This window comes from Caulobacter sp. BE254 (assembly GCF_031457295.1).
Lineage (GTDB): Bacteria > Pseudomonadota > Alphaproteobacteria > Caulobacterales > Caulobacteraceae > Caulobacter.
Window position 1 is genome coordinate 846,827 of the sequence record NZ_JAVDWJ010000001.1, and the last position, 25,587, is coordinate 872,413.

A 25,587-nucleotide genomic window follows, 5' to 3' on the forward strand; every position below is an offset into this window, starting at 1 on the left:
AGTGTGTGGTCCTCGTCCTTCGACAAGCTCAGAATGAGGACCATTTACGGCCCCAGACAGCAGAAAACTTCATCCTGAGCCTGTCGAAAGACGAGGTTTCGCCCCAGGGCTGATGTCGAACGCGCTAGACGCCCAGCAGGCGGTCGCGCTGCTGGTGGATCACGGCCGCCAGGTGGTCGCCGACCGCGCGCACCGCCGCCAGCCGGCGCAGGTCCTCGTGCACGGCCAGCCACAGGCCGCGGTTGGGCGGCGCGGCGCCTGACCAGCGTCGCAGCCCGGGGTCCGGGTCGGCCATGAAGCAGGGCAGCAGCACCACGCCCAGGCCGGCCCGCGCCGCCGGCTGCAGGATGGCCATGTCGTTGCTGCGGAAGCTGACCGGCCGCCCGGCCGCGAAGGCGCGCAGCCAGGCCTGCTGCGGCAGGCGGTCCATCTCGGCGTCGTAGCTGACCAGCGCCCAGTCGCCATCGGGTTCGTTTGGATAATCGACGGCGGCGTAGAGCGCATAGGCCATCTCGCCGACCTTGCGGGCCACGCTGGTCGGCTCGTCCGGGGCCTGCAGGCGCAGGGTCAGGTCGGCCTCGCGCCGGGTCAGCGACACCAGGGACGCCTCGCCGCGCAGGGTGACGGTGATCGACGGCTGCTCCCGGCGCAGGGCGGCCAGGCCGCCGGCCAGCATGAACATCGCCAGGGCCGGCGGGGCGCTGACCACCACCTCGACCCTAGGCGGCTGGCGCTCGGCCTGGACCAGGCGCTCGACCGCCAGCACCCGGTCCTCCATGTCGAAGGCCAGGGCCGCGACCCGTTCGCCGGCCTCGGTCAAAGCCGTGCCGCGACCGCGGCGCTCCAGCAGGCGCAGGCCAGTCCGCGCCTCCAGGGCCGCGACACGCCGGCCGACCGTGGCGTGGTCGACGCCGAGGGCGCGGGCCGCGCCGGAGAGCGACCCCAGCCGCCCGACGGCGGCGAGATGGCGAAGATCTTCCCAGTCCATCCGTGCGTTTTCGCACATGGCGATTGCGAGATCATGGAATTTTCAGGAGATCGACGCCGGCGCACTCTGGAACTCCAAGGAGAGCCCCCATGATCCGCAGCATCGAACTTCTCGCCCCCGGCGGCGTCGACCAATTCCAGCTGGCCCGTCGTCCGCTCGCGCCGCCCGCCGCCGGCGAGGTGCGGGTCCGCCAGCACGCGGCCGGCGTCAACTTCCTCGATATCTATTACCGGACCGGCCTCTATCCCCTGCCCCTGCCAGGCGTGCTCGGCGTCGAGGGCGCGGGGGTGGTGGAAGCGATCGGCGCCGGCGTCGAGGACCTCGCGGTCGGCGACCGCATCGCCTATGCCGGCGCGCCCCTGGGCGGCTATGCCGAAGCGCGCAACCTGCCGGCCGCGCGGGCTGTCAAGCTGCCCGCCGACATCGACACGCGCCTGGCGGCCGGCGCCATGCTGCGCGGCCTGACGGTCCAGATGCTGCTGCGCGGCCCGCGTCCGCCGGTCCCGGGCTCGACCCTGCTGGTGCATGCCGCCGCGGGCGGCTTGGGACAGGTGCTGACCCGCTGGGCGACGCGGCTGGGCTTCACGGTCATCGGCACGGCCAGTTCCGAGGCCAAGGCCCAGGTGGCGCGCGAGGCCGGGGCGACGCAGGTGATCGTCGGCCGCGACGCCGACTTCGTGACCCAGACCCTGGACCTGACCGGCGGACGGGGCGTCGACGTCGCCTATGACGGCCTGGGCGGCGCCTATCTGCGCAGGACCTTCGACGCCGTCGCGCCGTTCGGCCTGGTGGTCAATGTCGGCCAGGCGGCCGGCGCCGTCCCGCCCGTGCTGGTCACCGACCTCGGCAAGCGGGGCCTCGCCCTGTGGCGGCCCAGCGTCATGGCCTTTGTCGCGGACGTTCCCCGCTACCGGGCGGCGGCCGCCGACCTGCTGGGCGCGCTCGGCCGCGGCGACCTGACGGTCGAGATCGGCGGAACCTATGCGCTAGAGGACGCCGGGAAGGCCCAGGCCGACCTGGAGGCAGGGCGGACGACGGGGAGTCTGTTGCTGGTTCCCTAGCCGCCCGCCGCCTGCTCCACGGCCAGCCCCAGATCCAGCGCCCGCGCCGCTTCCTCGCCCGTCACCACCGGGCGGGGCGCCTCGCCGCGCACGGCCTTGAGGAAGCCGGCGACGCTCTGGCCCAGGGGGTCCTTGCCGGCCGGGGTCTCGGTGAAGTCCTCGATCAGCGGGAACGGGGTGGTGTTTCGGAAGGTGCGGGCCAGAAAGTCGATCTCGACCTCGCCGGAAGGGTAGACGACCTTCATGGTCCGCTCGCGGGCCTCGGCGACGCGCGATGAGTCGAACACGGCGGTGAAGCCGTTGTCGAAGGTGGCTTCGGCCTTCACCCAGTCCAGCGAGGTGGAGCGGGTGATCGCCCCCTCGCCTTCCACGGTCACCGGCTCGCCGTCGCAGAGAGCCAGGGCCAGGTCGATGTCGTGGATCATCAGGTCTAGCACCACCGAGACGTCGAGGTTGCGGTCCGAGGGCGTGCCCCGGCGCACAGCTTCCAGGCGCAGCGGCGGCTCGGGAATGTCCAGCAGGCCCATGGCCTGGAACACCACCCGCTCCTGGTGGCCGCAGGCCAGGGGCAAGCCGGCCTTGGCGGCGGCGGCGACCAGGGCGTCGGCGTCGGCCGGCGTCACGGCCAGGGGTTTTTCGGAATAGACCGGCTTTCCGGCCTTCAGCGCCGCCAGGCCGGCCTTGGCGTGGTGCACGGCGGGGGTGGCGACTGTGACCACGTCGACGGCGGCCAGGAACGCGGCCATGTCGTCGAAGGCCCGCGCGCCCAACGGCTCGGCCAGGGCCCGGGCCCGGGCCAGGTCGATGTCGAACACCGCGACGAGCTCGACGCCGCCCAGCTCGACATACTTCTTGGCGTGATAACCGCCGAACACGCCGGCGCCGACGACGCCCGCCTTGAGAAGATCTTGGGTCATGCCGGCTGTCTAAACCGTTCGCTTTCGTGCGGGAAGCACTGGAGGCGCGGGCGAGACCGGTCTAAACGTTCGTTTGAACAATGCGCCTCGATCACGAGGCTCGGGAGGAACGACCATGGTCACGTCGCGCGAAATCCGTCTGAAGAGCCGCCCGGTGGGCGAGCCCGTGCACGACAACTTCGAACTGGCCACCGTCGAGGTCGCCGCACCGGGCGACGGCGAGATCCAGGTCCGGAACCTGTGGATGTCGGTCGATCCCTACATGCGCGGCCGCATGACCGACAGGAAGAGCTACGTGCCGCCGTTCGAGCTGGGCAAGGCGCTGCAGGGCGGCGCGATCGGCGAGGTCACGGCCTCGAACGACCCGGACTTCAAGCCGGGCGACATTGTGTCGACGATGTTCGGCTGGCGCGAAGCGTTCAATGTCTCGCCCAAGGCCCTGGCCGCCGGCGGGATGGGCGCGGTGACCAAGATCGACACCCACGGCCTGCCGCCCCAGACCTTCCTGGGCGTGGCCGGCATGCCGGGCCTGACCGCCTATGTCGGCCTGCTGCGCATCGCGGCCCTGAAGGACGGCGACGTCGTGTTCGTCTCGGCCGCGGCCGGGGCCGTGGGCTCGGTGGTCTGCCAGATCGCCAAGCTGAAGGGCCACACGGTGATCGGCTCGGCCGGCGGGCCCGAGAAGGTCGCCTTCCTCAAGAGCATCGGCGTCGACCACATCATCGACTACAAGGCCACGCCCGACGTGGTCGCCGAACTGGAGAAGGCCGCCCCCAAGGGCATCGACGTCTATTTCGAGAACGTCGGCGGCGTGCACCTGGAAGCGGCCCTGAACTCGGCCCGTCCCTTCGCCCGCTTCGCCCTGTGCGGCATGATCTCGCAGTACAACGAGACCGGAAAGCTGACCGGCCCATCCAACATCATCCAGGCGGTGGGCAAGAGCCTGCGGCTGGAGGGCTTCATCGTCTCCAATCACTACGACCTGGCCCCGCAGTTCCTCAAGGACATCGCCGGCTGGATCGGCGCGGGGCAGATCAAGTGGAACGAGACCGTGGAAGACGGCGTCGAGCGGGCGCCGGACGCGTTCATCAAGCTGTTCAAGGGCGAGAACCTGGGGAAGATGCTGGTGAAGCTGGGGTAGTCGCTCCTCCCCTGTGGGGGAGGCGATCGCGCAGCGATCGGTGGGGGGAGTTCTGGGATCGTCAGTCCGGGTGTCAGCAACGCCCGATCACTCCCCCTCCGTCGGCTGCGCCGACACCTCCCCCACAGGGGGAGGATCCTTGAGCGCCACTGAGTCGCCCCATCCGCCCCTTGCGGAGCGTGAAAACGGCCCCCATTTGCGCTCCTCACCCCAGGCAACCAACCTGCCCCCATCGCCGCTATCCCAAGCGGTACGCCACTTTGCGCGGCGCCCCTGTGTTAAAGCGGCGCAGCGGCGCGGCAGCCCCTTCCAATGCTGCCGCGTTTCCATATCTAATCCATGTAAGGCGGGTTGTTCGGCCCGCCGGGAGAAAGCGGTCAATGGCCGAGCGAAAGCAAGGCGGACAAAACAACGGCGCGGGCTCTTCGGTCATCACGGAAGTGAAGCCGAAGACACAAAAGCCCTCGCTGTATCGCGTACTGATCTTGAACGACGATTATACTCCGATGGAGTTCGTCGTTTACGTACTTGAACGTTTCTTCAACAAGTCGCGCGAAGATGCGACCCGGATCATGCTGCACGTTCACCAGCATGGCGTCGGCGTTTGCGGCGTTTTCACCTACGAAGTTGCCGAGACCAAGGTCGCGCAAGTGATCGACTCGGCGCGCAGGCATCAGCACCCCCTGCAGTGCACCATGGAAAAGGATTGAGGAGCCTCCCCTTGCCCTCTTTTTCGCGCCCACTTGAAGAATCCCTGCATCGCGCCGTCGCTTACGCCAACCAGCGCAAGCACGAATACGCCACGCTTGAACACCTGCTGCTGTCGCTCACCGACGACGACGACGCGGCCGGCGTCATGCGGGCCTGCGATGTCGACCTCAACGCTCTGAAGAAGAGCCTCGTGACCTATCTCGACGTCGAACTGGCCTCGCTGGTCGTCGACGACGAGGACGACGCCAAGCCCACGGCGGGCTTCCAGCGCGTGATCCAGCGCGCGGTGATCCACGTCCAGTCCTCCGGCCGCGAGGAAGTGACCGGCGCCAACGTGCTGGTCGCCATCTTCTCGGAACGCGAGAGCCACGCCGCCTACTTCCTGCAAGAGCAGGACATGACCCGCTACGACGCGGTGAACTTCATCGCCCACGGCATCGCCAAGAAGGCCGGCGCGTCCGAGCCCAAGGCGGCCAAGGGCGCCACGGTCGAGGAAGACGTCGAGAAGCCCAACGCCAAGACCGGCGGCGAGGCCCTCGAAGCCTATTGCGTCGACCTCAACGAAAAGGCCCGCCAGGGCAAGGTCGACCCGCTGATCGGCCGCGCGAACGAAGTGGAACGCGCGATCCAGATCCTGTGCCGCCGGACCAAGAACAACCCGCTGCTGGTGGGCGAGCCGGGCGTCGGCAAGACCGCCATCGCCGAGGGCCTAGCCCGCAAGATCATCACCAACCAGGTCCCCGAAGTCCTTGCGGAAGCCACCATCTACTCGCTCGACATGGGCGCGCTGCTGGCCGGCACCCGCTATCGCGGCGACTTCGAGGAACGCGTCAAGCAGGTGGTCAAGGAACTGGAGAACCACCCCAACGCGGTGCTGTTCATCGACGAGATCCATACGGTGATCGGCGCGGGCGCCACCTCGGGCGGGGCGATGGACGCCTCCAACCTGCTGAAGCCGGCCCTGGCCTCGGGCACCCTGCGGTGCATGGGCTCGACCACCTACAAGGAGTTCCGCCAGCACTTCGAGAAGGATCGGGCCCTGGTCCGTCGCTTCCAGAAGATCGACGTCAACGAACCGACGGTGGAAGACACCATCAAGATCCTCAAGGGCCTGAAGACCTACTACGAGGACTTCCACAAGCTGAAGTACACCAACGAGGCCCTGAAGGTCGCGGTGGAGCTGTCGGCCAAGTACATCACCGACCGCAAGCTGCCCGACAAGGCGATCGACGTGATCGACGAGGCCGGCGCGGGCCAAATGCTGCTGCCGGAAGGCCGCCGCAAGAAGGTCCTGGGCGTCAAGGAGATCGAGGCCGTCGTGGCCAAGATCGCCCGCATCCCGCCCAAGTCGGTCAGCAAGTCCGACACCGAGTCCCTGCGCGAGCTGGAGGCGGACCTCAAGCGCGCCGTGTTCGGCCAGGACGAGGCGCTGCTGCAGCTGTCCTCGGCCATGAAGCTGGCCCGGGCCGGCCTGCGCGATCCGGAAAAGCCGATCGGCAGCTACCTGTTCAGCGGCCCGACCGGCGTCGGCAAGACCGAAGCCGCCAAACAGCTGGCCTCGACCCTCGGGATCGAGATGATCCGCTTCGACATGTCGGAGTACATGGAGCGCCACACCGTCAGCCGCCTGATCGGGGCCCCTCCCGGCTATGTCGGCTACGACCAGGGCGGTCAGCTGACCGACGCCGTCGACCAGCACCCGCACGCCGTGGTGCTGCTGGACGAGATCGAGAAGGCTCACGCGGACGTCTACAACATCCTGCTCCAGGTCATGGACCACGGGGTGCTGACCGACAGCAACGGCAAGAAGGTCGACTTCAGGAACGTCATCCTGATCATGACCACCAACGCCGGGGCTTCGGACGCCCAACGCCAGGCGATCGGCTTCGGCCGCGACAAGGTGCAGGGCGAGGAAGAGGCCGCGCTCAAGCGCCTGTTCACGCCGGAGTTCCGCAACCGTCTCGACGCGGTGGTGGCCTTCAAGCCGCTGACGCCGGAGATCATCCGGATGGTCGTGCAGAAGTTCGTCCTGCAGATGGAAGTCCAGCTGGCCGACCGGAACGTGACGATCTCTCTGAGCGACGACGCGGCCGACTGGCTGGCCAAGAACGGCTTCGACGAGCTCTATGGCGCCCGCCCCCTGGCGCGGGTCATCCAGGAGCACATCAAGAAGCCGCTGGCCGACGACATCCTGTTCGGACGCCTGGTCCGGGGAGGCCACGTCAAGGTCATCCTCAAGGACAGCAAGATCGACTTCGAGATCGAGAGCAATCCGGAAAAGCCCAGCAAGGCTCCCAAGGAAGACGAAGCCGAACCGGCCCTGGCCGAATAGGCTTTACCAGCGGCAAGACAGCGGGAGGCCCGGAGCGATCCGGGCCTTCTTGTTTTTCTCGCTCGCGAATGACGACTGGACAAAACGAGAACACGCGACTAGGTTGATCGCATGAACGTCGCCTTCGACACCCTCAGCGCCTCGAAACGCCTCCGCGACGCGGGGTTGGAAGAACGTGCGGCCGAGGCGATCGTGGAACTGGTGCAGTCGGCGGCGCACTTTCCAGATGTCTGTGGTTTAGCGACAAGGATCGACATCGCCGACATGGCGACCAAGGCCGACTTCGCCAGCATGGCGACGAAAGCTGACATCGCCGACATAGTGAGAAAAGCTGATATCGCCGACATGGCGACGAAGGCCGACTTGGCCGATCTGGCCAGCACGACCAAGATGGACATCCAGGGCCTGAAGGCGGACTTGGCCATAACCAAGAACCAGATCCTGGCCGAACTGAACGACAAGCTCCGCTTTCAGAGCTTCGCCTTGATGGGTGGCGTGACCGCGATCGTCGGCTTGGCCACCGCCATCCTCAAGCTAGGGCCTTGACGGCGGGCGCTCTCACAGCGCCGCCGCGATCTTCTCCGCCAGCGCCTTCAGTTCCTCGACATCCGCCATACCCTCGCCGTGCCGGCCCAGCGCCTCGCCCTCGTAGCGGGGGATGACGTGGAAATGCAGGTGGAACACGCTCTGGCCGGCGGCGGCGCCGTTGAACTGGGTGACCACCACGCCGTCGGGCTTCAGGGCCGCGGTCACCGCCTGGACCGCCTTTTGCACCGCGCCGATCAGCCGGCCCAGGGTCTTGGTCTCGGCCTCCAGCAGGTTGCGGGCCTGGCTGGTCTTGGAGATCACCAACACGTGGCCGCGGGACTGCGGGAAGACGTCCATGAAGGCCAGGACCTGGTCGTCCTCGAACACCTTCACGGCCGGGATCTCGCCGCGGATGATCTTGGCGAAGATGTTGCCCGTGTCGTAGCTTCCGTGAAGGCTCATGATCGTCTCCTGTCTTGCAGGGCGGTCGTAGCAAACCTCGGGAGGGGCGCAAGCATGGGCATGAAGGACGGCTCCACCGAGCACCTCACCGAACGCCAGAAGAAGTGGTTCGCCTCGGTGCAGGCCAGCCTTGAGCGCGACACCGGCAAGACCCTGGCCCAGTGGGTCGAGATCGTGCGCCGCGACTGCCCGGAGGCCAAGCCTCGCGCCCGCGTCCAGTGGCTCAAGGACGCCCATGGCCTGGGCGTCAACCGCGCCGCCCACATCCTGTCCGAGGCCTTCCCCTCCGAAGGCCCCAACTGGGACGACGCCGACGCCCTGCGCGCGACCCTGTGGACCGACCCGGCCTCGGCCGCGATCCTGGAGGCGCTGCAGGCGGCGGTCGCCGGCTTCGACGGCCTGGTCACCGGCCAGCGCAAGGGCTTCACCGCCTGGTCGCGCGAGTTCCAGTTCGCGGCGGCCAAGCCGGTCAAGGGCGGCGGGGCGATGCTGGGCCTGGCCCTGACGCCCGACGCCTCCCCTCGCCTGTCGCCGGCGAAGACCGAAAGCTGGTCCGAACGCTTGAAGTCCAAGATCGCCTTGGCCGCGCCGGCCGAGGTCGACGCCGAGATCCGGGCGCTGCTGAAGGCGGCCTGGGAGCGGTCCTGATAGCCGGCGCCCAGCCGATCGCCCGGCCCCGCCGTCGCGCGGTGGACGGTTGACGATCTTGGGCCGAATTCCTCGTCCTTCGACAGGCTCAGGATGAGGAACTCTACTGAACCACGTTACCACCAGCCCTCATCAACAGTAGCCCTCATCCTGAGCCTGTCGAAGGACGAGGGAGGCGCCCTCCACGCTAGACGCCTACCTGTCCACAGCGCGCCCTACCGCTCCTCCCGGAACGGCGAATATTCCTCGGTCAGCATCTCCATCTCGGCGCTGACCGCCTCGCGTTCGCGCTCCAGATACCGGGCCACCGGTTCGCGCAGGGCTGGATCGGCGATCCAGTGGGCCGAATAGACCGGGCTGGGCAGGTAGCCTCGGGCGATCTTGTGCTGCCCCTGGGCCCCGGCCTCGACGCGCGGCAGGCCCAGGCGGATGCCGTGCTCGATGGCCTGGTAGTAGCAGAGCTCGAAATGCAGGAACGGCACGTCCTCGGTGCAGCCCCAGTGGCGGCCGTAGAGGCAGTCGTCGCCGATCAGGTTCAGGGCCCCGGCGATCCAGGGCCCGCTCGGCCGGCGGGCCAGGATCAGCAGCACCTTGTCGGCCATCCGCTGGCCCAGCAGCGAATAGAAGGCCCTGTTCAGATAGGGCCGGCCCCACTTGCGGCCGCCGGTGTCCATGTAGAAGCCGAAGAAGGCGTCCCAGTGATCCTCGGTCAACTGGTCACCGGTCAGGGCGACGATCTCCAGGCCGGCCTGGGCGTCGCGGCGCTCGCGACGGATGGTCTTGCGACGGTTGGACGACAGAGCCGCCAGGAAGTCGTCGAAGCTGGCGTAGCCGTTGTTGAACCAGTGATACTGCTGATCCTGGCGACGCAGCATCCCACGCTCGCCCATCCACGCCCATTCGTCGGCCTTGGGAAAGGTCACGTGCAGCGACGAGGCCTTCAGCCGGTCGCAGAGGGTCAGGGCGCCGCCCAGCAGCGCAGAGCGGCCGTCGTCGGCGTCGATGTCGGGCCTGACGATCAGCCGCGGACCGGTGACCGGCGAGAACGGCGCGGAACACTGGAGCTTGGGATAATAGCGCCCCCCGGCCCGCTCGTAGGCGTCGGCCCAGCTGTGGTCGAAGACGTATTCGCCCTGGCTGTGGGACTTCAGATACAGCGGCATGACCGCCGCCACGCGGCCCGCCTCGTCCTCGACCGAGAGATGGTGCGGCGCCCAGCCGGTGCGTTCGACCGCGCAGCCGCTTTCCTCCAGGGCGTCCAGGAAGTCGAAGCTGACGAAGGGATCGCCGTGCGGGGCGGCGCAGGCGTCCCAGGCGTCGCGGCCGATCTCGGCGATGCGCCGGTGGACGTGCACCTCCGCCTTGACGGCTGTCACGCGGCGAAGCCCTCGAAGATCAGGTTGTCGCAATGGCCGCGGACGCTGTCCCACTGCTCGGCCGAGCGCACGGTCCAGGCGATCACCGGCATGCCCTGGGCGCGCAGGGCGTCGGCGCGGGCGTTGGGCAGCATGTCCATGCCCAGGGCCAGGAAATCCGGCCGGGCGATCTCGACCTGCTCCAGGTTGGCCAGGGACTTGCGAAGCTCCGGCGCCAGCTTGCGGGCGTTCTCGTCGGCCCAGCCATAGCTGTCCAGGCCGCGCAGGATCTGCGGCTGGTGCTCGGCGAACCAGGCGTGGGAATAGGGATTGAAGCCGATCACGGCCGTGGGGCCATTGTGGTCCAGCAGGATCTGGCTGACCTGTTTTTCCAACTCGCCGACCTCGCCGAACGGGGTCTTCAGTTCGATATAGACCATCGCCCGGTGACCGATCACGGTCAGGGCGTCGGCCAGGGTCGGGATGGTTTCGTCCGTCCCCGACAGGCTCAACCGGCCCAGGTCGGCGGCCGTGTGGTCGCGCAGCCTGCCCGGCGCGCCCGTCAGGCGCTCCAGGTGGTCGTCATGGAAGACCACGACGTGGTTGTCGGCGGTCAGCTGGACATCCAGCTCGATCGCATAGTCGTGGGCGCAGGCGGCCTGGAAGGCGGCCAGGGAGTTCTCGGGCGGGCCGCCGGGCGACCACAGGCCGCGGTGGGCCACGGCCGGCGCGAACAGGCGCTCCCACGCCTCGCCGAAGACTTCGGTTCCGGGCCGGGGCCGCGCCGCGCGCATCAGTCCACCTCGACCACGGCGTCGACCTCGACCGAGAAGCCCAGCGGCAGCCTGTAGACGCCGACCGCCGAGCGCGCGTGGCGGCCGGCGTCGCCGAACACCTCGACCATCAGGTCCGAGCAGCCGTTGATCACCTTGGGGATGTCGACGAAGTCCTGGCTGACCTGGACGAAGCCGCCCAGCTTGACCACGCGCTTGACCCGGTCGAGGTCGCCGACCGCCGCCTTCATCTGGGCCAGCAGGTTGATGCCGCACAGCCGCGCGCCCTGCTGGGCGGTCTCCAGGTCAACGTCCGTCCCGACCGTGCCCTTCAGGCCGCCATTGGCGTCGAGCGAGATCTGGCCGGAGATGTGGATCAGGTTTCCCGTCGCGACGAAGGGCACATAGTTGGCGACGGGCGCGACCGGTTGCGGCAGCACGATCCCAAGTTCCGCCAGACGCTGTTCGACCTTCGACATCACACACTCCAATGACTTGGACGCATGCTTAGCGCGGCGGGATGGCAGGACAAGAAAAAAGGCCCGAACCGTTGCCGGCTCGGGCCTTCAAACTGTTCTCGGCTCTGGAAGGAGCCGATCGCCTCTAGCGGGCGGCCTGCAGCTTTTCGACGGTCGCGGTGACGCGTTCGTTCAGCGGCTTGACCGAGTCCTTGATCGAGGCCGAGACGATCTCCGAGGCCTTGCTGACCTGGGCGATGTAGGCTTCCAGGGCCGACTTGGCCCAGGCGGTCTGCAGCTCGACGGCTTCCTGGACGCTCTTGGCGCCGGCCAGCGACTTGGCGGCGGCGACCTGGTCCTCGGCGGCCTTCTTCGAATAGGCGAAGGTCTGGGCGCCCAGGGCTTCGGCGCCCTTGGTGGCGGCGGTCACCGAAGCGACCACGGCTTCGAGGTTCTTCTTGGAATGGGTGTTGGCCTCGGCCAGAGCGGCCAGAGACTTCTCGACGCCGTCCTTGAACGCTTGGTTCGAGGCGGTGCTGAATTGTTCGACGGTGTTCTTCAGGGTTTCAGCGGCGGCCATGGGGGAGGCTCCTGGGCAATGGGCGGGGCATGGCGGCGGAGAAGCGGGATCCGGACCATGCGTTGGGACAACACCGGTGTCTCATGTTGCACTGCAGCAGTCAAGAAAATTGTGCAGCGCACCACAACCTGACATGGATTCTAGCTCGCGCGAGGGGCGAGAGCGAAGCTTCGCCGCAACGCCTTGAAATTATCCATCTCTGCGGCGAAATCGCTCACCACTTGTTTACCTTAGCGAAAGGCCACGACGCGCATGCTAGGGTCACGCGTGTGGCGGTGCGGAACCGCTCAGTTCAAATGACGGACGCATTCGCCATGTTCGCCAAGCTTATCCCGGTCCGCTCCGTTCTCGCCGCCCTCGGTCTCGCCGGCGCCATGCTGTGCGGCCTGGCCGCGCCTGTCGCCGCCGAGGCGCAGATCCCGTATCTGCAGATGAACAGCGCCGAGCCGAAATACGCGGCCATCGTCATCGACGCCAATTCGGGTGAGATGCTCTACGACAAAAGAGCCGACAGCCCGCGCTATCCGGCCTCGGTCACCAAGATCATGACGCTGTACCTTACCTTCGAGGCGCTCAGCGAAGGCCGATTGAAGCTGACGGACCGCGTGCCGTTCTCATCGCACGCCGCCGCCCAGAGCCCGACCAAGCTGGGCCTGCAGCCCGGCGACAGCATCAGCGTCGACGAGGCGATCCGCGCCATGACGGTGAAGTCGGCCAATGACGCCGCCGTGGCCATGGCCGAGCGACTCGGCGGCAGCGAGTCACGGTTCGCCGCGCTGATGACCCTGCGCGGCCAGGAACTGGGCATGCGCAACAGCCGCTTCGTCAACGCTTCGGGTCTGCCCGACAGCCGCCAGATCTCGACCGCCCGCGACCTGGCCATCCTGTCGCGCGCCACCATGCGCGACTTCCCGCAGTACTATTCCTACTTCAGCATCAAGGGCTTCGAGTTCCGAGGCCGCTATATCCCCGGCCACAACCGCCTGCTGACCAACATGGAAGGCTTCGACGGCCTGAAGACCGGCTACACCAACGCCTCGGGCTACAACCTCGCCGGCTCGGCCGTGCGCGATGGCCGCCGCCTGATCGCCGTGGTCCTGGGCGGTTCGTCCACGGCCTGGCGCGACAACAACATGGAAGACCTGCTGACCACGGGCTTCGACGTGCTCAAGCGCCGCTCGCACGGCGAGCGCACGACCATCGCCGCCAACCTCTACGAAGACGAGCCGACCGGCCCGATCATGCGCCCCTCCACCGAGGAAGGCGACGGCGACCAGGCCGGCCTGAAGATCGTGCTGACCGACAACCCCCGCCCCCCCGCCGCGCTGAAGGTCTCGCCGACCCTGAAGACGGCCCAGGCCAAGCCCGCGTCGAAGAAGGCCAAGGGCGAATGGGCCGTGCAGGTCGGGGCGTTCAAGTCCAAGAGCCTGGCCAACGAACAGCTGATGCTGGTGCGCTCGCGCTTCTCGAAGTTCGTGGCCGACGCCGAGGGCGCGGTCGAAGGCGCCGCCAGCAGCACCTTCCGCGCCCAGTTTCAGGGCCTGACCGCCGACGCGGCCCGCGGCGCCTGCCGCGCGATCAGCGCCAAGCGCCAGCCCTGCATGGTCCTGGCCCCGCGGTAAGCGGTCACGCCGGGCGTGCGCACTCTCCCCGTTGTCATCCCGGAAGCCTCGCAGAGGCCGTCCGGGACCCAGAGGACTGGGCGAAGGCGGCGCGGTTGACCTGGATCCCGGGTCTTCGCTGCGCTACGCCCGGGATGACAACCCCGGAAATGGCGAAACCTGGGATCGCAACTCCTACTTCCCGTCCAGCAACCGGTCCCGCGCGGCGTTGAGCTGCGCGGCCAGGCCGGCGGTGCCGCCCTTGTCCGGGTGGGCCATGCGGATCAGGCGCGAATAGGCCGCCTGGATCTCCGCCTTCGACGCCTGCGGCCCCACGCCCAGGATCGCCCGCGCCTCGGAAATGCTGGGTCCTGAATTCACGGGCGTCGCCTTTCTGACGGACGGGCGGCGGGCGGTTGTGGCGCTCCAGGCGCCGATCACCAGCAGCACGATGCAGATCGGCCACTCGCTGCGCACGCCGGCATAGGCCCCGCCGGCGAAGGCCAGCAGCGCGGTTATGCCCGCGCCGATCCGCCAGCCGTCGCCCTTCAAGACGCGGGTGGCGCGGCCCGACAGAACGAACAGCAGGATCGCGCCGCCCAGCAGCAGATAAAACATGAGGCGTGAATCCCGGCGCCGACCCTTGCGCTATTGGGCGGCGAGCAGAGTTTCCCCGGAATAGGCCGAAAGGCCAAGGGCGTGCATCAGGGCCCGCAGTTCCTGGCGCGCGGCCAGGTGCTGCAGCGACACCGGCACGGGGCGCACCTGCGGCGACAGGTCGGCGATGGTCAGGCCGAACGGGAACAGCTCGCGATAGATCACCCGGTCACGCAGGCCGGGGCCCATGCGGAAGCCGACCCGCTTGGACAGGGCCGTCAGGCGATCCTCGACGCGCTTGCGGTTGCGGGCCTCGGTGGTGGCCAGGCGATTGCGCAGCACCACCCAGTCCAAGGCCTGGCGCTGCCCCGACAGGGCGCGGGCCTTGCGGGCTTCCCAGACGGTCAGGGAGTAGAGGCTGGGCTTCTGCAGCTCCATGGTCACCGGATCGACATGGCCCAGCATGTCGAAGTCGACGAAGCTGTCGTTCATCGGGGTGACGATCAGGTCGGCCAGGCCGTGGGCCATCCGCGAGATGGCCGTGTCACCGCCGGGGGTGTCGATCAGCACGAAGTCGGCGGCCTCGCGGGCGGCGACGAAGGCGGCCTCGAACTTGGCCACCTGGTCGGCTTCCGGCGCGGCGGCCAGGGCGACGTCGTCGTCGCTGAGCCGGAACGGCAGCGGCTCGGGCAGGGTCACGCCGTTGCCGGCCACCCAGGCCTTACGGTTCTCGAAGAACCGCATCGAGGTGCATTGGCGCAGGTCGAGATCCAGCAGCGCGATCTTGGCGCCGCCATAGAGCAGCGCCGTGGCGAGATGAACGGCGATGGTGGACTTGCCCGCCCCGCCCTTCTCGTTGCCGACGACGATGACACGCGTTTCGGCCATGCCTTCTTTCCTTCTTTTCGCCCGACTCGGCGACTCTCAATGAAAGATTAACATGCAGGAGACGCCCTGAGAGGACGCCACGTCAATCCCGGGGTCCCTTCCCTGTGGACCCATTGTCGCAGGTGGACGCCCGGGCCCGCGTCCGTCATAAGCCAACGCCTGTTCGAGACAGGAGTTCGCCGTGGCCGACCAGAAGCCGAACAAGGCGCTGACCATCGTCCGCACCGTCGCCGACCTGCGCGCTCAAGTCCGCGCCTGGAAGGCGGCCGGCGAGCGCGTGGCGCTGATCCCGACCATGGGCGCCCTGCACGAAGGCCATCTGTCGCTGATCGCCCTGGGCCAGTCCCGCGTCCAGCGCACCGTGGCCAGCGTCTTCGTCAATCCCAGGCAATTCGCCCCGCACGAGGACTTCGACTCCTATCCGCGCGGCGAGGCCCGCGACGCCGATCTGCTGGCCGGGGCCGGCTGCGACCTGATGTTCGCGCCGGGCGTCGAGGAGATGTACGCCCCGGGCTTTTCGACCACCGTCGACCTGACAGGCGTGTCCGAGCCGCTGGAGGGCGCGGCGCGTCCGCAGTTCTTCGGCGGGGTAGCCACCGTCGTGACCAAGCTGCTGATGCAGTCGCAGCCCGACGTCGCGATCTTCGGCGAGAAGGACTACCAGCAGCTACAGGTCATCAAGCGGGTGGTCCGGGACCTGGACATCCCGGTCGAGATCGTCGGCGCGCCCACCGCCCGGGCGGCGGACGGCCTGGCCCTGTCCTCGCGCAACGCCTATCTCAGCCCCGAAGAACGCGCCGCCGCCGTCGCCCTGCCCAACGCCATGAAGGCCGCGGCCCAGGCCGTGGCGGCGGGCGGGCGCATCGACGAGGCCGAGGCGACGGCCAAGGCCGCCATCCTCGCCGCGGGCTTCCGCCAGGTGGACTATGTCGATGTCCGCGAGGCTGGCGACCTGTCGCGCCTGGGCCCAGGCCCGATCGGCCAGGCCGACGGCCGCATCCTGGTGGCGGCCTGGCTGGGCAGGACCCGGCTGATCGATAACATGGCGATCTAGCTCAAGAACCCGTTCATCCCGGCGAATGCCGGGACCCAGATCCTATGGCGTTGCGCCTGAAGGGATGAACTCAGAGCTAGAGGAACCCGCCTCCCAGCCATCCCATCTGGTCCCGGCGTCCGCCGGGATGAGCGGATTATGGGGTGATCACCACGCCCCAAGCTCCCGCAACTGACGCGCCAGGTCGGCCGGCATCTCGGCGGCCTCCGCCTCGGTGAGGTCCGGTGGAACGTCCTCGTGCTTGAGATACCGCCAGCCCTGGAACGGGCGACGCGGCGTGGGCGCGACGCGGACGATGGTCGGATCCACAGTCACCTCGCAGCGTGACGCCTGACCCTCGCCGACCGTGTCGATTCTCAGGATCGTCTGGCGGCACAGGATCTGGCCCTTCATCACCCGGTACAGCGAGCCGCCGTCCAGCACCTCGTCGACGCGCTTGGGCGTCATGCGGGTGTGCATGATCCACGGACGGTCGACTTCGGCGTGCCAGGCGACGAGTTCGTCGATGTTGTCGCAGCCGACGACCAGCTTGATGATGTGCAGGGGCATGACCGGTACTTAGGCGACCGGCTCCAGCTTCGCCAGCACGACGCCTTCGCTCACCTGCCCGCCGGCGACGGCCGACAGCTCGGCGACCACGCCGTCGAACGGCGCGGCCAGGGCGTGCTCCATCTTCATGGCCTCAAGGGTCAGCAAGGTCTGGCCCTTGACCACCGCCTGGCCGGCTTCGACGGACACCGAGACGATCTTGCCCGGCATCGGCGACAGGATCGCGCCGTCCGAGGCGGCGGCATGGGCCCCGCCGGCCTGGTAGGCGAAGTCGAACTCGCGGACGTCGCCGCCCTCGAACACATAGAGCGGGTCGCCGCCGTAGGTCGTGGGCAGCACGTCGACGTCATCCAGCGGCCGGCCGTCCTCGACCGTGATGTCCCACGACCAGTCGTCGCCGGTCCCCCCCGCCAGGGCCACCCGCAGCGGCACGGGCTTGCCATCGATGCGCAGAGGCAGGTCCATCGCCGCCCGGGGCGCGTTCATCCGGAAGCCCAACAGGCGCGACGGCGCGCTGGCCCAGACGTCAGCCCGGGGCTGGTCGACCTCCATGAAGGCCTCCAGGCGCTGACCGATCGCCGCCAGGGTCGAGGCGTCGGAGAAGGTCCGCTGGGTCAGGTCCTCCAGCCGCGCCTCGATGAAGCCGGTGTCGACGTCGCCATCGACGAAGTCGGGATGGCTGGCGCACTGGGCCAGGAAGGCGGCGTTGGTCTTGACGGGATACACCTCGACCAGGCGGCAGGCTTCGGCCAGGCGGGCGGCGGCGTCCTCACGATCGACGCCGTGGGCGATCAGCTTGGCGATCATCGGGTCGTAGAACGGAGTGACCTCGCCGCCCTCCTCCACGGCGCTGTCGACCCGCACGTCGCCCTCGGGAAGGCGGAAGTGGGTCAGGGGTCCTGTGCTGGGCAGGAAGCCGGTGGCGGGGTTCTCGGCATAGAGGCGAGCCTCCATGGCCCAGCCGTCCAGCGTGATCTCGTCCTGGGCCAGCGGCAGGGGCTCGCCCGAGGCGACCAACAGCTGCCACTCGACCAGGTCCTGGCCGGTGACCATCTCGGTGACCGGATGCTCGACCTGCAGTCGGGTGTTCATCTCCATGAACCAGATGCGGTCGGCGCGCAGGCCCTCGGAGGCGTCGGCGATGAACTCGACCGTGCCCGCCCCGACATAGCCCACCGCCTGCGCCGCCTTGACCGCCGCGTCACAGGCCGCGGCGCGGGTGGCTTCGTCCATGCCGGGGGCCGGGGCCTCCTCGATGACCTTCTGGTGGCGGCGCTGCAGCGAGCAGTCGCGCTCGAACAGATGGACGACATTGCCGTGGCTGTCGCCGAACACCTGCACCTCGATGTGGCGCGGACGGGTGACGTACTTTTCCAGCAGCACCCGGTCGTCATTGAAGCTGGCCGAGGCCTCGCGCTGGCAGGAGGCGAGCAAGGCGGCGAAATCCTCGGCCCTGTCGACCTTGCGCATGCCCTTGCCGCCGCCGCCGGCCACGGCCTTGATCAGCACCGGGAAGCCGATCTTGGCCGCCTCGGCCGCCAGGCGCTCGGCCGACTGATCCTCGCCCAGATAGCCGGGGGTGGTGGGCACGCCGGCCGCGATCATCACCTTCTTGGCCGCGTCCTTCAGGCCCATGGCGCGGATGGCCGAGGGCGGCGGGCCGATCCAGACCAGGCCGGCGTCGATCACCGCCTGGGCGAAGTCGGCGTTCTCGGACAGGAAGCCGTAGCCCGGGTGGATCGCCTCGGCGCCGGTCTGTCGGGCGGCGGCCAGGATCTTTTCCGGGACCAGGTAGCTCTCGCGGGCCGGGGCCGGGCCGATCAGGATGGCGACATCGGCCTCCATCACGAACGGCGCCTGCGCGTCCGCCTCGGAATAGACCGCGATCGTCCGCACGCCCAGCTCGCGGGCGGTGCGGATGATCCGACGGGCGATTTCGCCGCGATTGGCGATGAGAACGGACGAGATCAAGACGACATTCCTAGATCTGGGCCAGGGCCAGAAGCGCCAGGCCGACGAGCAGGAGGGAGAAGGAAAACACGGTGGCCCACCAGACGATCAGCGTCTTGAGCGCCGCACCCACGATGCTGGACCCGTAGGCGCCCCGCAGCGTCTGGAACAGGTTCACGGGCGTCCAGAGCACCAGGAGCCCGAACCACCAGGTCTTGGCGGCGTCGGGTAGGACCAGGCCCAACGCGTTGGTCAGGAACGCGAAGGACAGCAGGTTCATCGCCACCAGCAGGTGGTCGTAGATGAAGAACTTGGGCTTGTTGCGATAGACCAGGGCCAGGGCCAGGCCGACGATCGGCAGCAGCAGCACCGCCATGCGGTGGCCCCAGGTGAACAGCACCAATACGTAGAATTCGGGGTTCTCGCGAGCCTTGGCGATGCTTTCCTTTAGCCAGCCGCCGCTCCAGCGGAGGGCCTTGGACGGATCGTGCCCCTTGGCCCTGGCGTCCTTGATCGCGGCTTGGGCTTCCGGCGGAAGGGCCGTCGCGCCGGTTTCCACCTTGCCGTTGTCGCGGACCGTCACGGAAGGAACCTCGCCGTCGCCGCTGAACGACAAGCCGCGAATCTGCTCGGCCTCGGCCTTGCGCTTCTCCTCCGGCGTCTGGCCCATACCCTCGGGCAGCTTGCCCGCCGCCAGCAGGTCGGCCGTGGCGATCGTCTTGGCGTAGTCGGCCTGGGCCTTGGCGACGGCTTCCTGGTAGTCGGCGGGCGCCTTGGTCGCGACCTTCTGGTAGCGCTCCAGGACCCGAGCCTTGTCTTCGTCGGGATCCTTCAGGTCCGCGTCGCGGTCGACGGCGGCCTCGGCCAGGGTCGCGTCACGATCCGTCGCCGCTTCCTTCAGGCTGGCGTCACGGTCCTTGACGGCTTCGGCGCGCAGGCGGGCGGCCTCGGCGGCCCGGCCCCGCGGCGTAGCCAGGGCCTCGGCGCGCTTGTGGGCCTCCTCCTCGGCGTGGTGCTGGGCCGAATGGATGGCGTGCTCGGCCGCGAAGATGAACAGCAGCAGGGCCACCAGGAAGGTGCGGAACGGCGGCACGTGCCGCACGATCCGGCCTTCCATATAGTCCTTGGCCAGGCCGCCCGGTTTCAGGAACAGGGCCGGAAGGGTCAGGGCCAGGCGCCCGTCGAGGTGGAACATCCCCTCGATGGCCTCCCAGATCAGGTGGCCGATCGAGCGATGATGGGTGTCGGCGTTCTGGCCGCAGGCGTGGCAGTAAGGGCCTTCAAGCGTGGTCCCGCAGTTGGCGCACGGCTTTCCGACGCCCTCGAAGGCGTGCTTCCTGCGCCGCTTGAAGAACGCGCTGAACGAGTCCGCCGCCGCCGCTTCCATTTCACCCGTCATATGGCCCCCTGCTCGACTCTAGATGGTCCAGCCGGGTTTACGGCGTTCGAGGAAGGCGCGCACGCCTTCTTGGCCTTCGTCCGACACGCGGCGGCGGGCGATGCGCCTTGCCGTTTCATCGAGCAGGCCGCGGTCGATCTTCTGGCCGACGAAGTCGTTGACCAGGGCCTTGGCGTCGCCGATAGCGCCGGGCGCGCAGGCCGCGACCTCCTCGATCAGCGCCTCCTGGGCCGCGGCCAGCCCAGCCGCGTCGTCGAACACCTCGTCGACCAGGCCGTAGCTCCAGGCGTGGTCGGCGTCGAACACCCGGCCGGTGGCGAACAGCAGCTTGGCGGTGCGCGGCCCCAGGGCGGCGATCACATAGGGACTGATGGTGGCCGGGGTCAGGCCCAGCTTGACCTCGGAGAAGGCGAACCGCGCGTCGGCCGTGGCCAGGGCGTGGTCGCAGGCCGCCACCAGGCCGGCTCCGCCGCCAAAGGCCGGCCCCTCGACCAGGGCCACGGTCAGGGCCCGGATGTCGTGCAGGGCCTTCAGCATCTGGGCCAGAGCCAGGGCGTCGTCGCGGTTGTCGTCCTCGCTCCAATCGGCGGCGGCCCTCATCCACTCCAGGTCGGCCCCGGCGCTGAACGCCCCGCCCACCCCGCGCAGGAAGACGATCCGCACGCCCTCGGCGCCGTGCAGGGTCTCGAAGGCCTGGTGCAGCGCCGCGATGGTCGCCGCGTCGAAGGCGTTCTTCTTGGCCGGACGGTTGATCCAGACGGTGACCGCGCCGCCGGGCGTGGAATCCAGATGGACCAGCGGGGTCATGGCGTCGGTGTCGGGAACTTCGACGATCGGGTCGGCGATGGGGTTGGTCATGGCTTGTCCTTTCCCGGCTTACATCCGGAAGACGCCGAAAGTGGTCTCGGGGATCGGGGCGTTGAGGCTGGCGCTGATCGCCAGGCCCAGCACGTCGCGGGTCTGGGCCGGGTCGATGATGCCGTCGTCCCACAGGCGGGCGGTAGCGTGGTAGGGGTCGCCCTCCGCCTCGTAGCGGGCGCGGATCGGGGCCTTGAAGGCCTCCTCGTCCTCGGCCGCCCAGGTCTCGCCCTTGGCCTCCATCCCGTCGCGCTTGATCGTGGAGAGCACGCTGGCCGCCTGCTCGCCGCCCATCACGCTGATGCGGCTGTTGGGCCAGGTGAACAGGAAGCGCGGGCTGTAGGCCCGGCCGCACATGCCGTAGTTGCCGGCCCCGAAGCTGCCGCCGATCAGCACCGTGAACTTGGGCACCTCGGCCGAGGCGACCGCCGTGACCAGCTTGGCGCCGTCCTTGGCGATGCCGCCGGCCTCGTACTTGCCGCCGACCATGAAGCCCGAGATGTTCTGCAGGAACACCAGCGGGATCTTGCGCTTGCAGGCCAGCTCGATGAAGTGCGCGCCCTTGACGGCGCTCTCGCTGAACAGCACGCCGTTGTTGGCCAGGATCGCCACCGGCTGGCCCCAGATACGGGCGAAGCCGCAGACCAGGGTCGCGCCGTAAAGCGCCTTGAACTCGTCGAACTCGCTGCCGTCGACGATGCGGGCGATCACCTCGCGTACGTCGTAGGGGGCGCGGACGTCGGTGGGCACGACGCCGTACAGGTCCTCGGCGTCGAACAGCGGCGGTTTGCTGTCGCGGATTTCGGTCTCGACCCGCTTGGTGGTGTTGAGATTGGCGACGATCGAGCGGACGATCTCCAGCGCATGCTCGTCGTCATTGGCCACGTGGTCGACCACGCCCGAGCGGCGACCGTGGGTGTCGGCCCCGCCCAGTTCCTCGGCGCTGATCACCTCGCCGGTGGCGGCCTTCACCAGCGGCGGGCCGGCCAGGAAGATCGTGCCCTGGTCGCGGACGATCACCGTCTCGTCGCTCATGGCCGGCACATAGGCGCCGCCGGCCGTGCACGAGCCCATGACGCAGGCGATCTGGGCGATGCCCGCCGCGCTCATCCGCGCCTGGTTGAAGAAGATGCGGCCGAAATGGTCGCGGTCGGGGAACACCTCGGCCTGGTGCGGCAGGTTGGCCCCGCCGCTGTCGACCAGATAGACGCACGGCAGGCGGTTCTGCTGGGCGATCTCCTGGGCGCGCAGGTGCTTCTTCACGGTTATCGGGAAATAGGCGCCGCCCTTCACCGTGGCGTCGTTGGCGACGATCATCACCTCGCGGCCGGACACCCGGCCGATGCCTGCGATCAGGCCCGCGCCCGGCGCCTCGCCGTTATAGAGGTCGCAGGCGGCCAGTTGGCCGATCTCCAGGAACGGCGAGCCGGGATCCAGCAGGCGCTCGACCCGTTCACGCGGAAGGAGCTTGCCGCGCGCCGCGTGGCGCGTCCGGGCGCTTTCGGGACCGCCTAGGGCCGCCTGCGCGACCCTTTCGCGCAGGGTCTCCACCAGCGCGCGATTGTGCGCGGCGTTTTTGGCGAAAGTCTCGCCGTTTTTGTCGATACCCGTGTTCATCTTCGGCATTAGCGAGGCATAGCCTTTTCCGTTTCCCACCGAAAGCCGCAGTTTTTGACCTTCGATGGCCAAGATCCGCGGTTCAAGTTAGCGTCCCACCCGTGGTCACCCTGCCCGACTTCATGGCCGATACGGCCCTCGCCCGGCTCTTCGCGCAAGAACACCGCGAAGGCGACGCCGCCTGGTTCTCCCTTCCAGGCGGCGCGACACTGTACGCGCCCGGCGAGGCGGCGGACTATCTCTACTTCCTGCGCACCGGGCGGCTGGGCGCTTTCCGGCGGGAGGAAGGCCAGGAGCCCCAGTTCCTCGGCGTGATCCGCCCCGGCGAGCCGGCCGGCGAGATGGCGATGATCGCCGGCTCGGCCCACTCGGCCAACCTGGTGGCCCTGCGTGATTCGGAAGTCCTGGCCCTGCCCCGCGCCGCCTTCTTCGAGGCCGTCGAGCGCGATCCGGACGTGATGATCGAGCTGTCGCGGCTGATGATCCGCCGGGCGCGCAACGCCGGGGCCCACGCCTCGATCGGCGATCCTTCGGTGTTCGGCTTCATCGCGGTCGAGCCCGGCAAGGCGATCCGGCCGGTCGTCGAGCGCATCGCCCACGCCATCGCCGTTCTGGGCTATTCGGTCACCGTCGAGGGCGCGGCGTCGCTGCTGGCCCCGACCGAATGGTTCAGCACCGTCGAGCGCGAGCACGACTTCGTCCTCTATGTCGCCGAGGCCGAGGAAACCGCCTGGAAGCACGTGGTCGGCCGCCAGGTGGACCGGCTGTTCCGCGTCGGCCTGGGCGACCGCCGGCCGCCGGCCGTCATTCCGTCCTACGCCTCGGGCCCGCTGCAAGACCAGCGGCTGGTCGACCTGATCCTGCTGCAGCCGGCCAAGGTCACCCATCCCAAGGGCTCGGGCGAATGGCTGGACGCCACCCAGGCCGCGCGGCTGTTCCATCTGCGCGAGAACGGCATGGCCGACGTGCAGCGCCTGGCGCGGGTGCTGACCGGGCAGTCGGTGGGCCTGGTGCTGTCCGGCGGCGGAGCGCGCGCCTACGCCCATATCGGCGCCATCCAGGCCCTGCGCGAGCGCGGCGTGCCGATCGACTTCGTGGGCGGCGCCTCGATGGGCGCGGTCGTCGCCGCGGGCCTGGCCATGGGCTGGGACGATGGCGAGATGGAGACCCGCATCCGCAAGGCCTTCGTCGACACCAGCCCCCTGGACGACATCGCCTTCCCCCTGGTGGCCATGACCCAGGGCCTGAAGGTCAAGGCGCGGCTGGCCGAGCACTTCGACGACATCGAGATCGCCGACCTGTGGCTGCCGTTCTTCTGCGTGTCGTCGAACCTGACCTCGGGCGCCTATCACCTGCACCGCCAGGGCGTGCTGCGCGAGGCGCTGCGGGCCTCGATCTCGCTGCCCGGCGTGCTGCCGCCGGTGGCGGACGGCAATTCGGTGCTGGTCGACGGGGCAGTGATGAAGAACTTTCCGGCCGACGTCATGCGCGCCTTCCAGCTGGGGCCGATCGTCGGGGTGGACGTCACCCGCGGCCGCAGCATCACCGCCGACGACGTCGACCGCCCGGCCTCGCTGTGGCGCTGGCTGTGGTCGGGCGAATGGCGCAAGGGCCCGCCGATCGTCGCCCTGCTGATGCGGGCGGCCACGGTGTCGACGGGCCGCGACCTGGCCGCCAGCCGCGAGGCCTCGGACGTGCTGATCACCCCCAAGCTCAACGAGGTCGACATCCGCGACTGGAAGGCCTTCGAGCCCGCCGTGGCGGCCGGCCGCGCCGCTGCCGCCCTGGTCCTGGACAGCCTGGGCAAGCCCGTGACCGAGCTGCGCCGCCGGCCCAGCCTGGCCGACCTGGCCGCGCGAGAGAGTCTGGGAGCGCCCCTCAGTAGCGGCGGGCGACCACGAACAGCCGGCTGAAGGGGAACAGGGTCACCCCGTCCTCGCGGCGCGGATAGTCGACCGCCAGCCGCGCGCGCCACGCCGCCAGGAACGCCGCCCGCTCGGCCGGATCGCCCAGCGCTTCCAGGTAAGGCCGCAGGCTGGTCCCCGATGTCCAGTCGACGATGGGATCCTCGCCGCCGAGGGCGTGGACATAGGTCGTCACCCAGACGTCGAGGTCTTGGCTCAGCGGCGACAGCCAGTCGTGGTAGGGGCGCGGATCGACGCCGGAGCGCACGCGCTCGACATCGGCCAGCCGCGCCGACCAGGGCCCGTCGAGAGCCGTCTCGCGCAGGCTGCGCCGCCAGCCGTCGTCGGCCACCACGGGGATCTGGCAGGCCAGGACGCCGCCCGGCGCCAGCAGCCCCATCAGGCGCGGGAACAGCGCCTCGTGGCCGTCCACCCATTGCAGGGCGGCGTTGGTGAAGATCAGGTCGGGCGGCATCTCGGGGGCGAAGGTCGCGATATCGCCGAGCACCCAGTCGATGTCGGCCCGCATGGCCCGCCCGCGCGCCAGCATCTCCGGGCTGGAGTCCAGGCCGTGCACGCGCGCGTCCGGGTGGCGGGCCGCCAGCAGGGCCGCGTGCTCGCCCGTCCCGCAGCCCAGGTCCCAGATTTCGCGTGGCGCCAGATCGCGGGGGATCTGCAGCATCAGGTCCAGGGCCGGCCGGTCGCGATAGGCCTTGTAGCGCTGGTAGACGTCGGGATCCCAGACCGGCATGCGGCCCTCCGTGAGCGAACTGCGACAATCGGTCCGGCCATTTGGACCGATCCGTCGCTTTTGTCGCATGGGTGCGGAGGCGCCGAGCGCCTATTCTTTGGTCAAGGCGCGATTTCAGAGCGCCGCAGGATGGAAACAAACGTGAAGCGCCCCGCCGCCACCGCTGTCGCCCTCACCGCCGAACCCTCGGCCGTGGCCCTGTATCGCCTGGGCCTGCTGGCCGTGAACCTTGGTCTTTGGACCCTCATCGTCGTGATCGTGCGGGCCCTCTAGCCCGATCCCGACGATGCGGCCCCGGGTCGCGCTTGCCCCCCTTGCGCGACCCGGGAGTGCCCTTCCGCTCGCCCTCACCCGCCTCTCAACGAAGCAGTCGCAGGCCGCGACGTCCGGTCGCGACATTGCCCCCTTTGCAGGACGGCCGATCGGCGCCCATATTCGTCTTGTGTTGTTCAACAACTGAAAGGA

Annotated in this window: 25 protein-coding genes; 10 read left to right on the forward strand and 15 right to left on the reverse strand. The window is 68.9% G+C overall.

Annotated elements, in window-relative coordinates; all coding sequences use genetic code 11:
* Positions 1-124 precede the first annotated feature (124 nt).
* The gene (locus tag J2X41_RS03735) at positions 125-988 is read right to left on the reverse strand and encodes a LysR family transcriptional regulator (protein ID WP_310079705.1); all 864 of its coding nucleotides are present in this window, start codon (positions 986-988) and stop codon (positions 125-127) included.
* An 89-nt stretch (positions 989-1,077) separates the two neighbouring features.
* Here J2X41_RS03735 and J2X41_RS03740 point away from each other — a divergent pair, with 89 nt between their 5' ends.
* Positions 1,078-2,049: a quinone oxidoreductase gene (locus tag J2X41_RS03740; protein ID WP_310079706.1), complete on the forward strand. Its 972-nt coding sequence runs from the start codon at positions 1,078-1,080 to the stop codon at positions 2,047-2,049.
* Here the strand turns inward: J2X41_RS03740 and J2X41_RS03745 are convergent.
* Positions 2,046-2,966 carry a Gfo/Idh/MocA family oxidoreductase gene (locus tag J2X41_RS03745; protein ID WP_310079708.1) on the reverse strand — a complete coding sequence of 307 codons (921 nt, stop codon included), beginning with the start codon at positions 2,964-2,966 and terminating at the stop codon, positions 2,046-2,048. The two genes, J2X41_RS03740 and J2X41_RS03745, sit on opposite strands and share 4 nt — an antisense overlap.
* A 115-nt stretch (positions 2,967-3,081) precedes the next feature.
* Between J2X41_RS03745 and J2X41_RS03750 the strand changes: the two genes are divergently transcribed.
* The 4 genes from J2X41_RS03750 (at position 3,082) to J2X41_RS03770 (ending at position 7,696) form a co-directional block, all read left to right on the forward strand.
* On the forward strand, positions 3,082-4,107 hold the full coding sequence (locus J2X41_RS03750; RefSeq protein WP_310079710.1) for an NADP-dependent oxidoreductase: 1,026 nt from the start codon (positions 3,082-3,084) through the stop codon (positions 4,105-4,107).
* A 380-nt stretch (positions 4,108-4,487) separates the two neighbouring features.
* Entirely contained in the window at positions 4,488-4,817 is a 330-nt protein-coding gene (clpS, locus tag J2X41_RS03760; protein ID WP_007672483.1) for an ATP-dependent Clp protease adapter ClpS, read from the forward strand.
* Positions 4,818-4,828: 11 nt separating this feature from the next.
* Positions 4,829-7,150, forward strand: a complete 2,322-nt coding sequence (clpA, locus tag J2X41_RS03765; RefSeq protein WP_310079711.1) for an ATP-dependent Clp protease ATP-binding subunit ClpA — start codon at positions 4,829-4,831, stop codon at positions 7,148-7,150.
* A 111-nt stretch (positions 7,151-7,261) separates the two neighbouring features.
* The gene (locus tag J2X41_RS03770) at positions 7,262-7,696 is read left to right on the forward strand and encodes a hypothetical protein (RefSeq protein WP_310079713.1); all 435 of its coding nucleotides are present in this window, start codon (positions 7,262-7,264) and stop codon (positions 7,694-7,696) included.
* A gap of 12 nt (positions 7,697-7,708) precedes the next feature.
* Here the strand turns inward: J2X41_RS03770 and J2X41_RS03775 are convergent, their stop codons facing one another.
* Positions 7,709-8,140 (reverse strand): HIT family protein, encoded by a 432-nt coding sequence (locus J2X41_RS03775; protein WP_310079714.1) that lies wholly within the window; start codon positions 8,138-8,140, stop codon positions 7,709-7,711.
* A 60-nt stretch (positions 8,141-8,200) separates the two neighbouring features.
* On the opposite strand from J2X41_RS03775, the gene J2X41_RS03780 reads away from it, so the two are divergent.
* Complete coding sequence (locus J2X41_RS03780) at positions 8,201-8,788, forward strand: DUF4287 domain-containing protein (protein ID WP_310079863.1); 588 nt, start codon at positions 8,201-8,203, stop codon at positions 8,786-8,788.
* Between the two features lie 215 nt (positions 8,789-9,003).
* Here J2X41_RS03780 and J2X41_RS03785 read toward each other — a convergent pair whose 3' ends face one another.
* The 4 genes from J2X41_RS03785 to J2X41_RS03800 form a co-directional block, all read right to left on the reverse strand.
* Positions 9,004-10,164 carry a GNAT family N-acetyltransferase gene (locus J2X41_RS03785; protein WP_310079715.1) on the reverse strand — a complete coding sequence of 387 codons (1,161 nt, stop codon included), beginning with the start codon at positions 10,162-10,164 and terminating at the stop codon, positions 9,004-9,006.
* A complete protein-coding gene (locus J2X41_RS03790; RefSeq protein WP_310079716.1) occupies positions 10,161-10,937 on the reverse strand; it encodes a glycerophosphodiester phosphodiesterase in 777 nt (258 codons plus the stop codon). Before J2X41_RS03790 ends, J2X41_RS03785 begins: the two co-directional genes overlap by 4 nt.
* Entirely contained in the window at positions 10,937-11,395 is a 459-nt protein-coding gene (locus tag J2X41_RS03795) for a RidA family protein (protein WP_310079717.1), read from the reverse strand. Before J2X41_RS03795 ends, J2X41_RS03790 begins: the two co-directional genes overlap by 1 nt.
* Positions 11,396-11,519: 124 nt before the next feature.
* Positions 11,520-11,954: a phasin family protein gene (locus J2X41_RS03800; RefSeq protein ID WP_035078511.1), complete on the reverse strand. Its 435-nt coding sequence runs from the start codon at positions 11,952-11,954 to the stop codon at positions 11,520-11,522.
* A gap of 314 nt (positions 11,955-12,268) precedes the next feature.
* On the opposite strand from J2X41_RS03800, the gene J2X41_RS03805 reads away from it, so the two are divergent.
* Positions 12,269-13,576, forward strand: a complete 1,308-nt coding sequence (locus J2X41_RS03805) for a D-alanyl-D-alanine carboxypeptidase family protein (RefSeq protein ID WP_310079718.1) — start codon at positions 12,269-12,271, stop codon at positions 13,574-13,576.
* A gap of 174 nt (positions 13,577-13,750) precedes the next feature.
* Here J2X41_RS03805 and J2X41_RS03810 read toward each other — a convergent pair whose 3' ends face one another.
* Together J2X41_RS03810 and J2X41_RS03815 are read right to left on the reverse strand one after the other, a co-directional pair.
* Entirely contained in the window at positions 13,751-14,173 is a 423-nt protein-coding gene (locus J2X41_RS03810) for a DnaJ domain-containing protein (protein ID WP_310079719.1), read from the reverse strand.
* Between the two features lie 30 nt (positions 14,174-14,203).
* A complete protein-coding gene (locus J2X41_RS03815; protein WP_056752781.1) occupies positions 14,204-15,040 on the reverse strand; it encodes a division plane positioning ATPase MipZ in 837 nt (278 codons plus the stop codon).
* 208 nt (positions 15,041-15,248) lie between these two features.
* On the opposite strand from J2X41_RS03815, the gene panC reads away from it, so the two are divergent.
* Positions 15,249-16,094: a pantoate--beta-alanine ligase gene (gene panC, locus J2X41_RS03820; protein WP_310079864.1), complete on the forward strand. Its 846-nt coding sequence runs from the start codon at positions 15,249-15,251 to the stop codon at positions 16,092-16,094.
* 147 nt (positions 16,095-16,241) lie between these two features.
* Here the strand turns inward: panC and J2X41_RS03825 are convergent, their stop codons facing one another.
* Genes J2X41_RS03825 through J2X41_RS03845 form a run of 5 tightly spaced genes read right to left on the reverse strand, consistent with a single transcriptional unit; the run spans position 16,242 to position 22,476 of the window.
* On the reverse strand, positions 16,242-16,643 hold the full coding sequence (locus tag J2X41_RS03825; protein WP_310079720.1) for a DUF1489 family protein: 402 nt from the start codon (positions 16,641-16,643) through the stop codon (positions 16,242-16,244).
* 9 nt (positions 16,644-16,652) lie between these two features.
* The gene (locus tag J2X41_RS03830; protein ID WP_310079722.1) at positions 16,653-18,614 is read right to left on the reverse strand and encodes an acetyl/propionyl/methylcrotonyl-CoA carboxylase subunit alpha; all 1,962 of its coding nucleotides are present in this window, start codon (positions 18,612-18,614) and stop codon (positions 16,653-16,655) included.
* A gap of 10 nt (positions 18,615-18,624) precedes the next feature.
* Entirely contained in the window at positions 18,625-19,992 is a 1,368-nt protein-coding gene (locus tag J2X41_RS03835; RefSeq protein WP_310079724.1) for a DUF3667 domain-containing protein, read from the reverse strand.
* An 18-nt stretch (positions 19,993-20,010) separates the two neighbouring features.
* Positions 20,011-20,850 (reverse strand): enoyl-CoA hydratase-related protein, encoded by an 840-nt coding sequence (locus J2X41_RS03840; RefSeq protein ID WP_310079726.1) that lies wholly within the window; start codon positions 20,848-20,850, stop codon positions 20,011-20,013.
* Between the two features lie 18 nt (positions 20,851-20,868).
* On the reverse strand, positions 20,869-22,476 hold the full coding sequence (locus tag J2X41_RS03845) for a carboxyl transferase domain-containing protein (RefSeq protein WP_310079728.1): 1,608 nt from the start codon (positions 22,474-22,476) through the stop codon (positions 20,869-20,871).
* Positions 22,477-22,589: 113 nt separating this feature from the next.
* Between J2X41_RS03845 and J2X41_RS03850 the strand changes: the two genes are divergently transcribed.
* Positions 22,590-24,380 carry a patatin-like phospholipase family protein gene (locus J2X41_RS03850; RefSeq protein WP_310079866.1) on the forward strand — a complete coding sequence of 597 codons (1,791 nt, stop codon included), beginning with the start codon at positions 22,590-22,592 and terminating at the stop codon, positions 24,378-24,380.
* Here J2X41_RS03850 and J2X41_RS03855 read toward each other — a convergent pair.
* Entirely contained in the window at positions 24,346-25,122 is a 777-nt protein-coding gene (locus tag J2X41_RS03855; RefSeq protein ID WP_310079731.1) for a methyltransferase domain-containing protein, read from the reverse strand. The two genes, J2X41_RS03850 and J2X41_RS03855, sit on opposite strands and share 35 nt — an antisense overlap.
* Before the next feature lie 141 nt (positions 25,123-25,263).
* Here J2X41_RS03855 and J2X41_RS03860 point away from each other — a divergent pair, with 141 nt between their 5' ends.
* Positions 25,264-25,395 (forward strand): hypothetical protein, encoded by a 132-nt coding sequence (locus tag J2X41_RS03860; RefSeq protein WP_310079733.1) that lies wholly within the window; start codon positions 25,264-25,266, stop codon positions 25,393-25,395.
* Positions 25,396-25,587 lie beyond the last annotated feature (192 nt).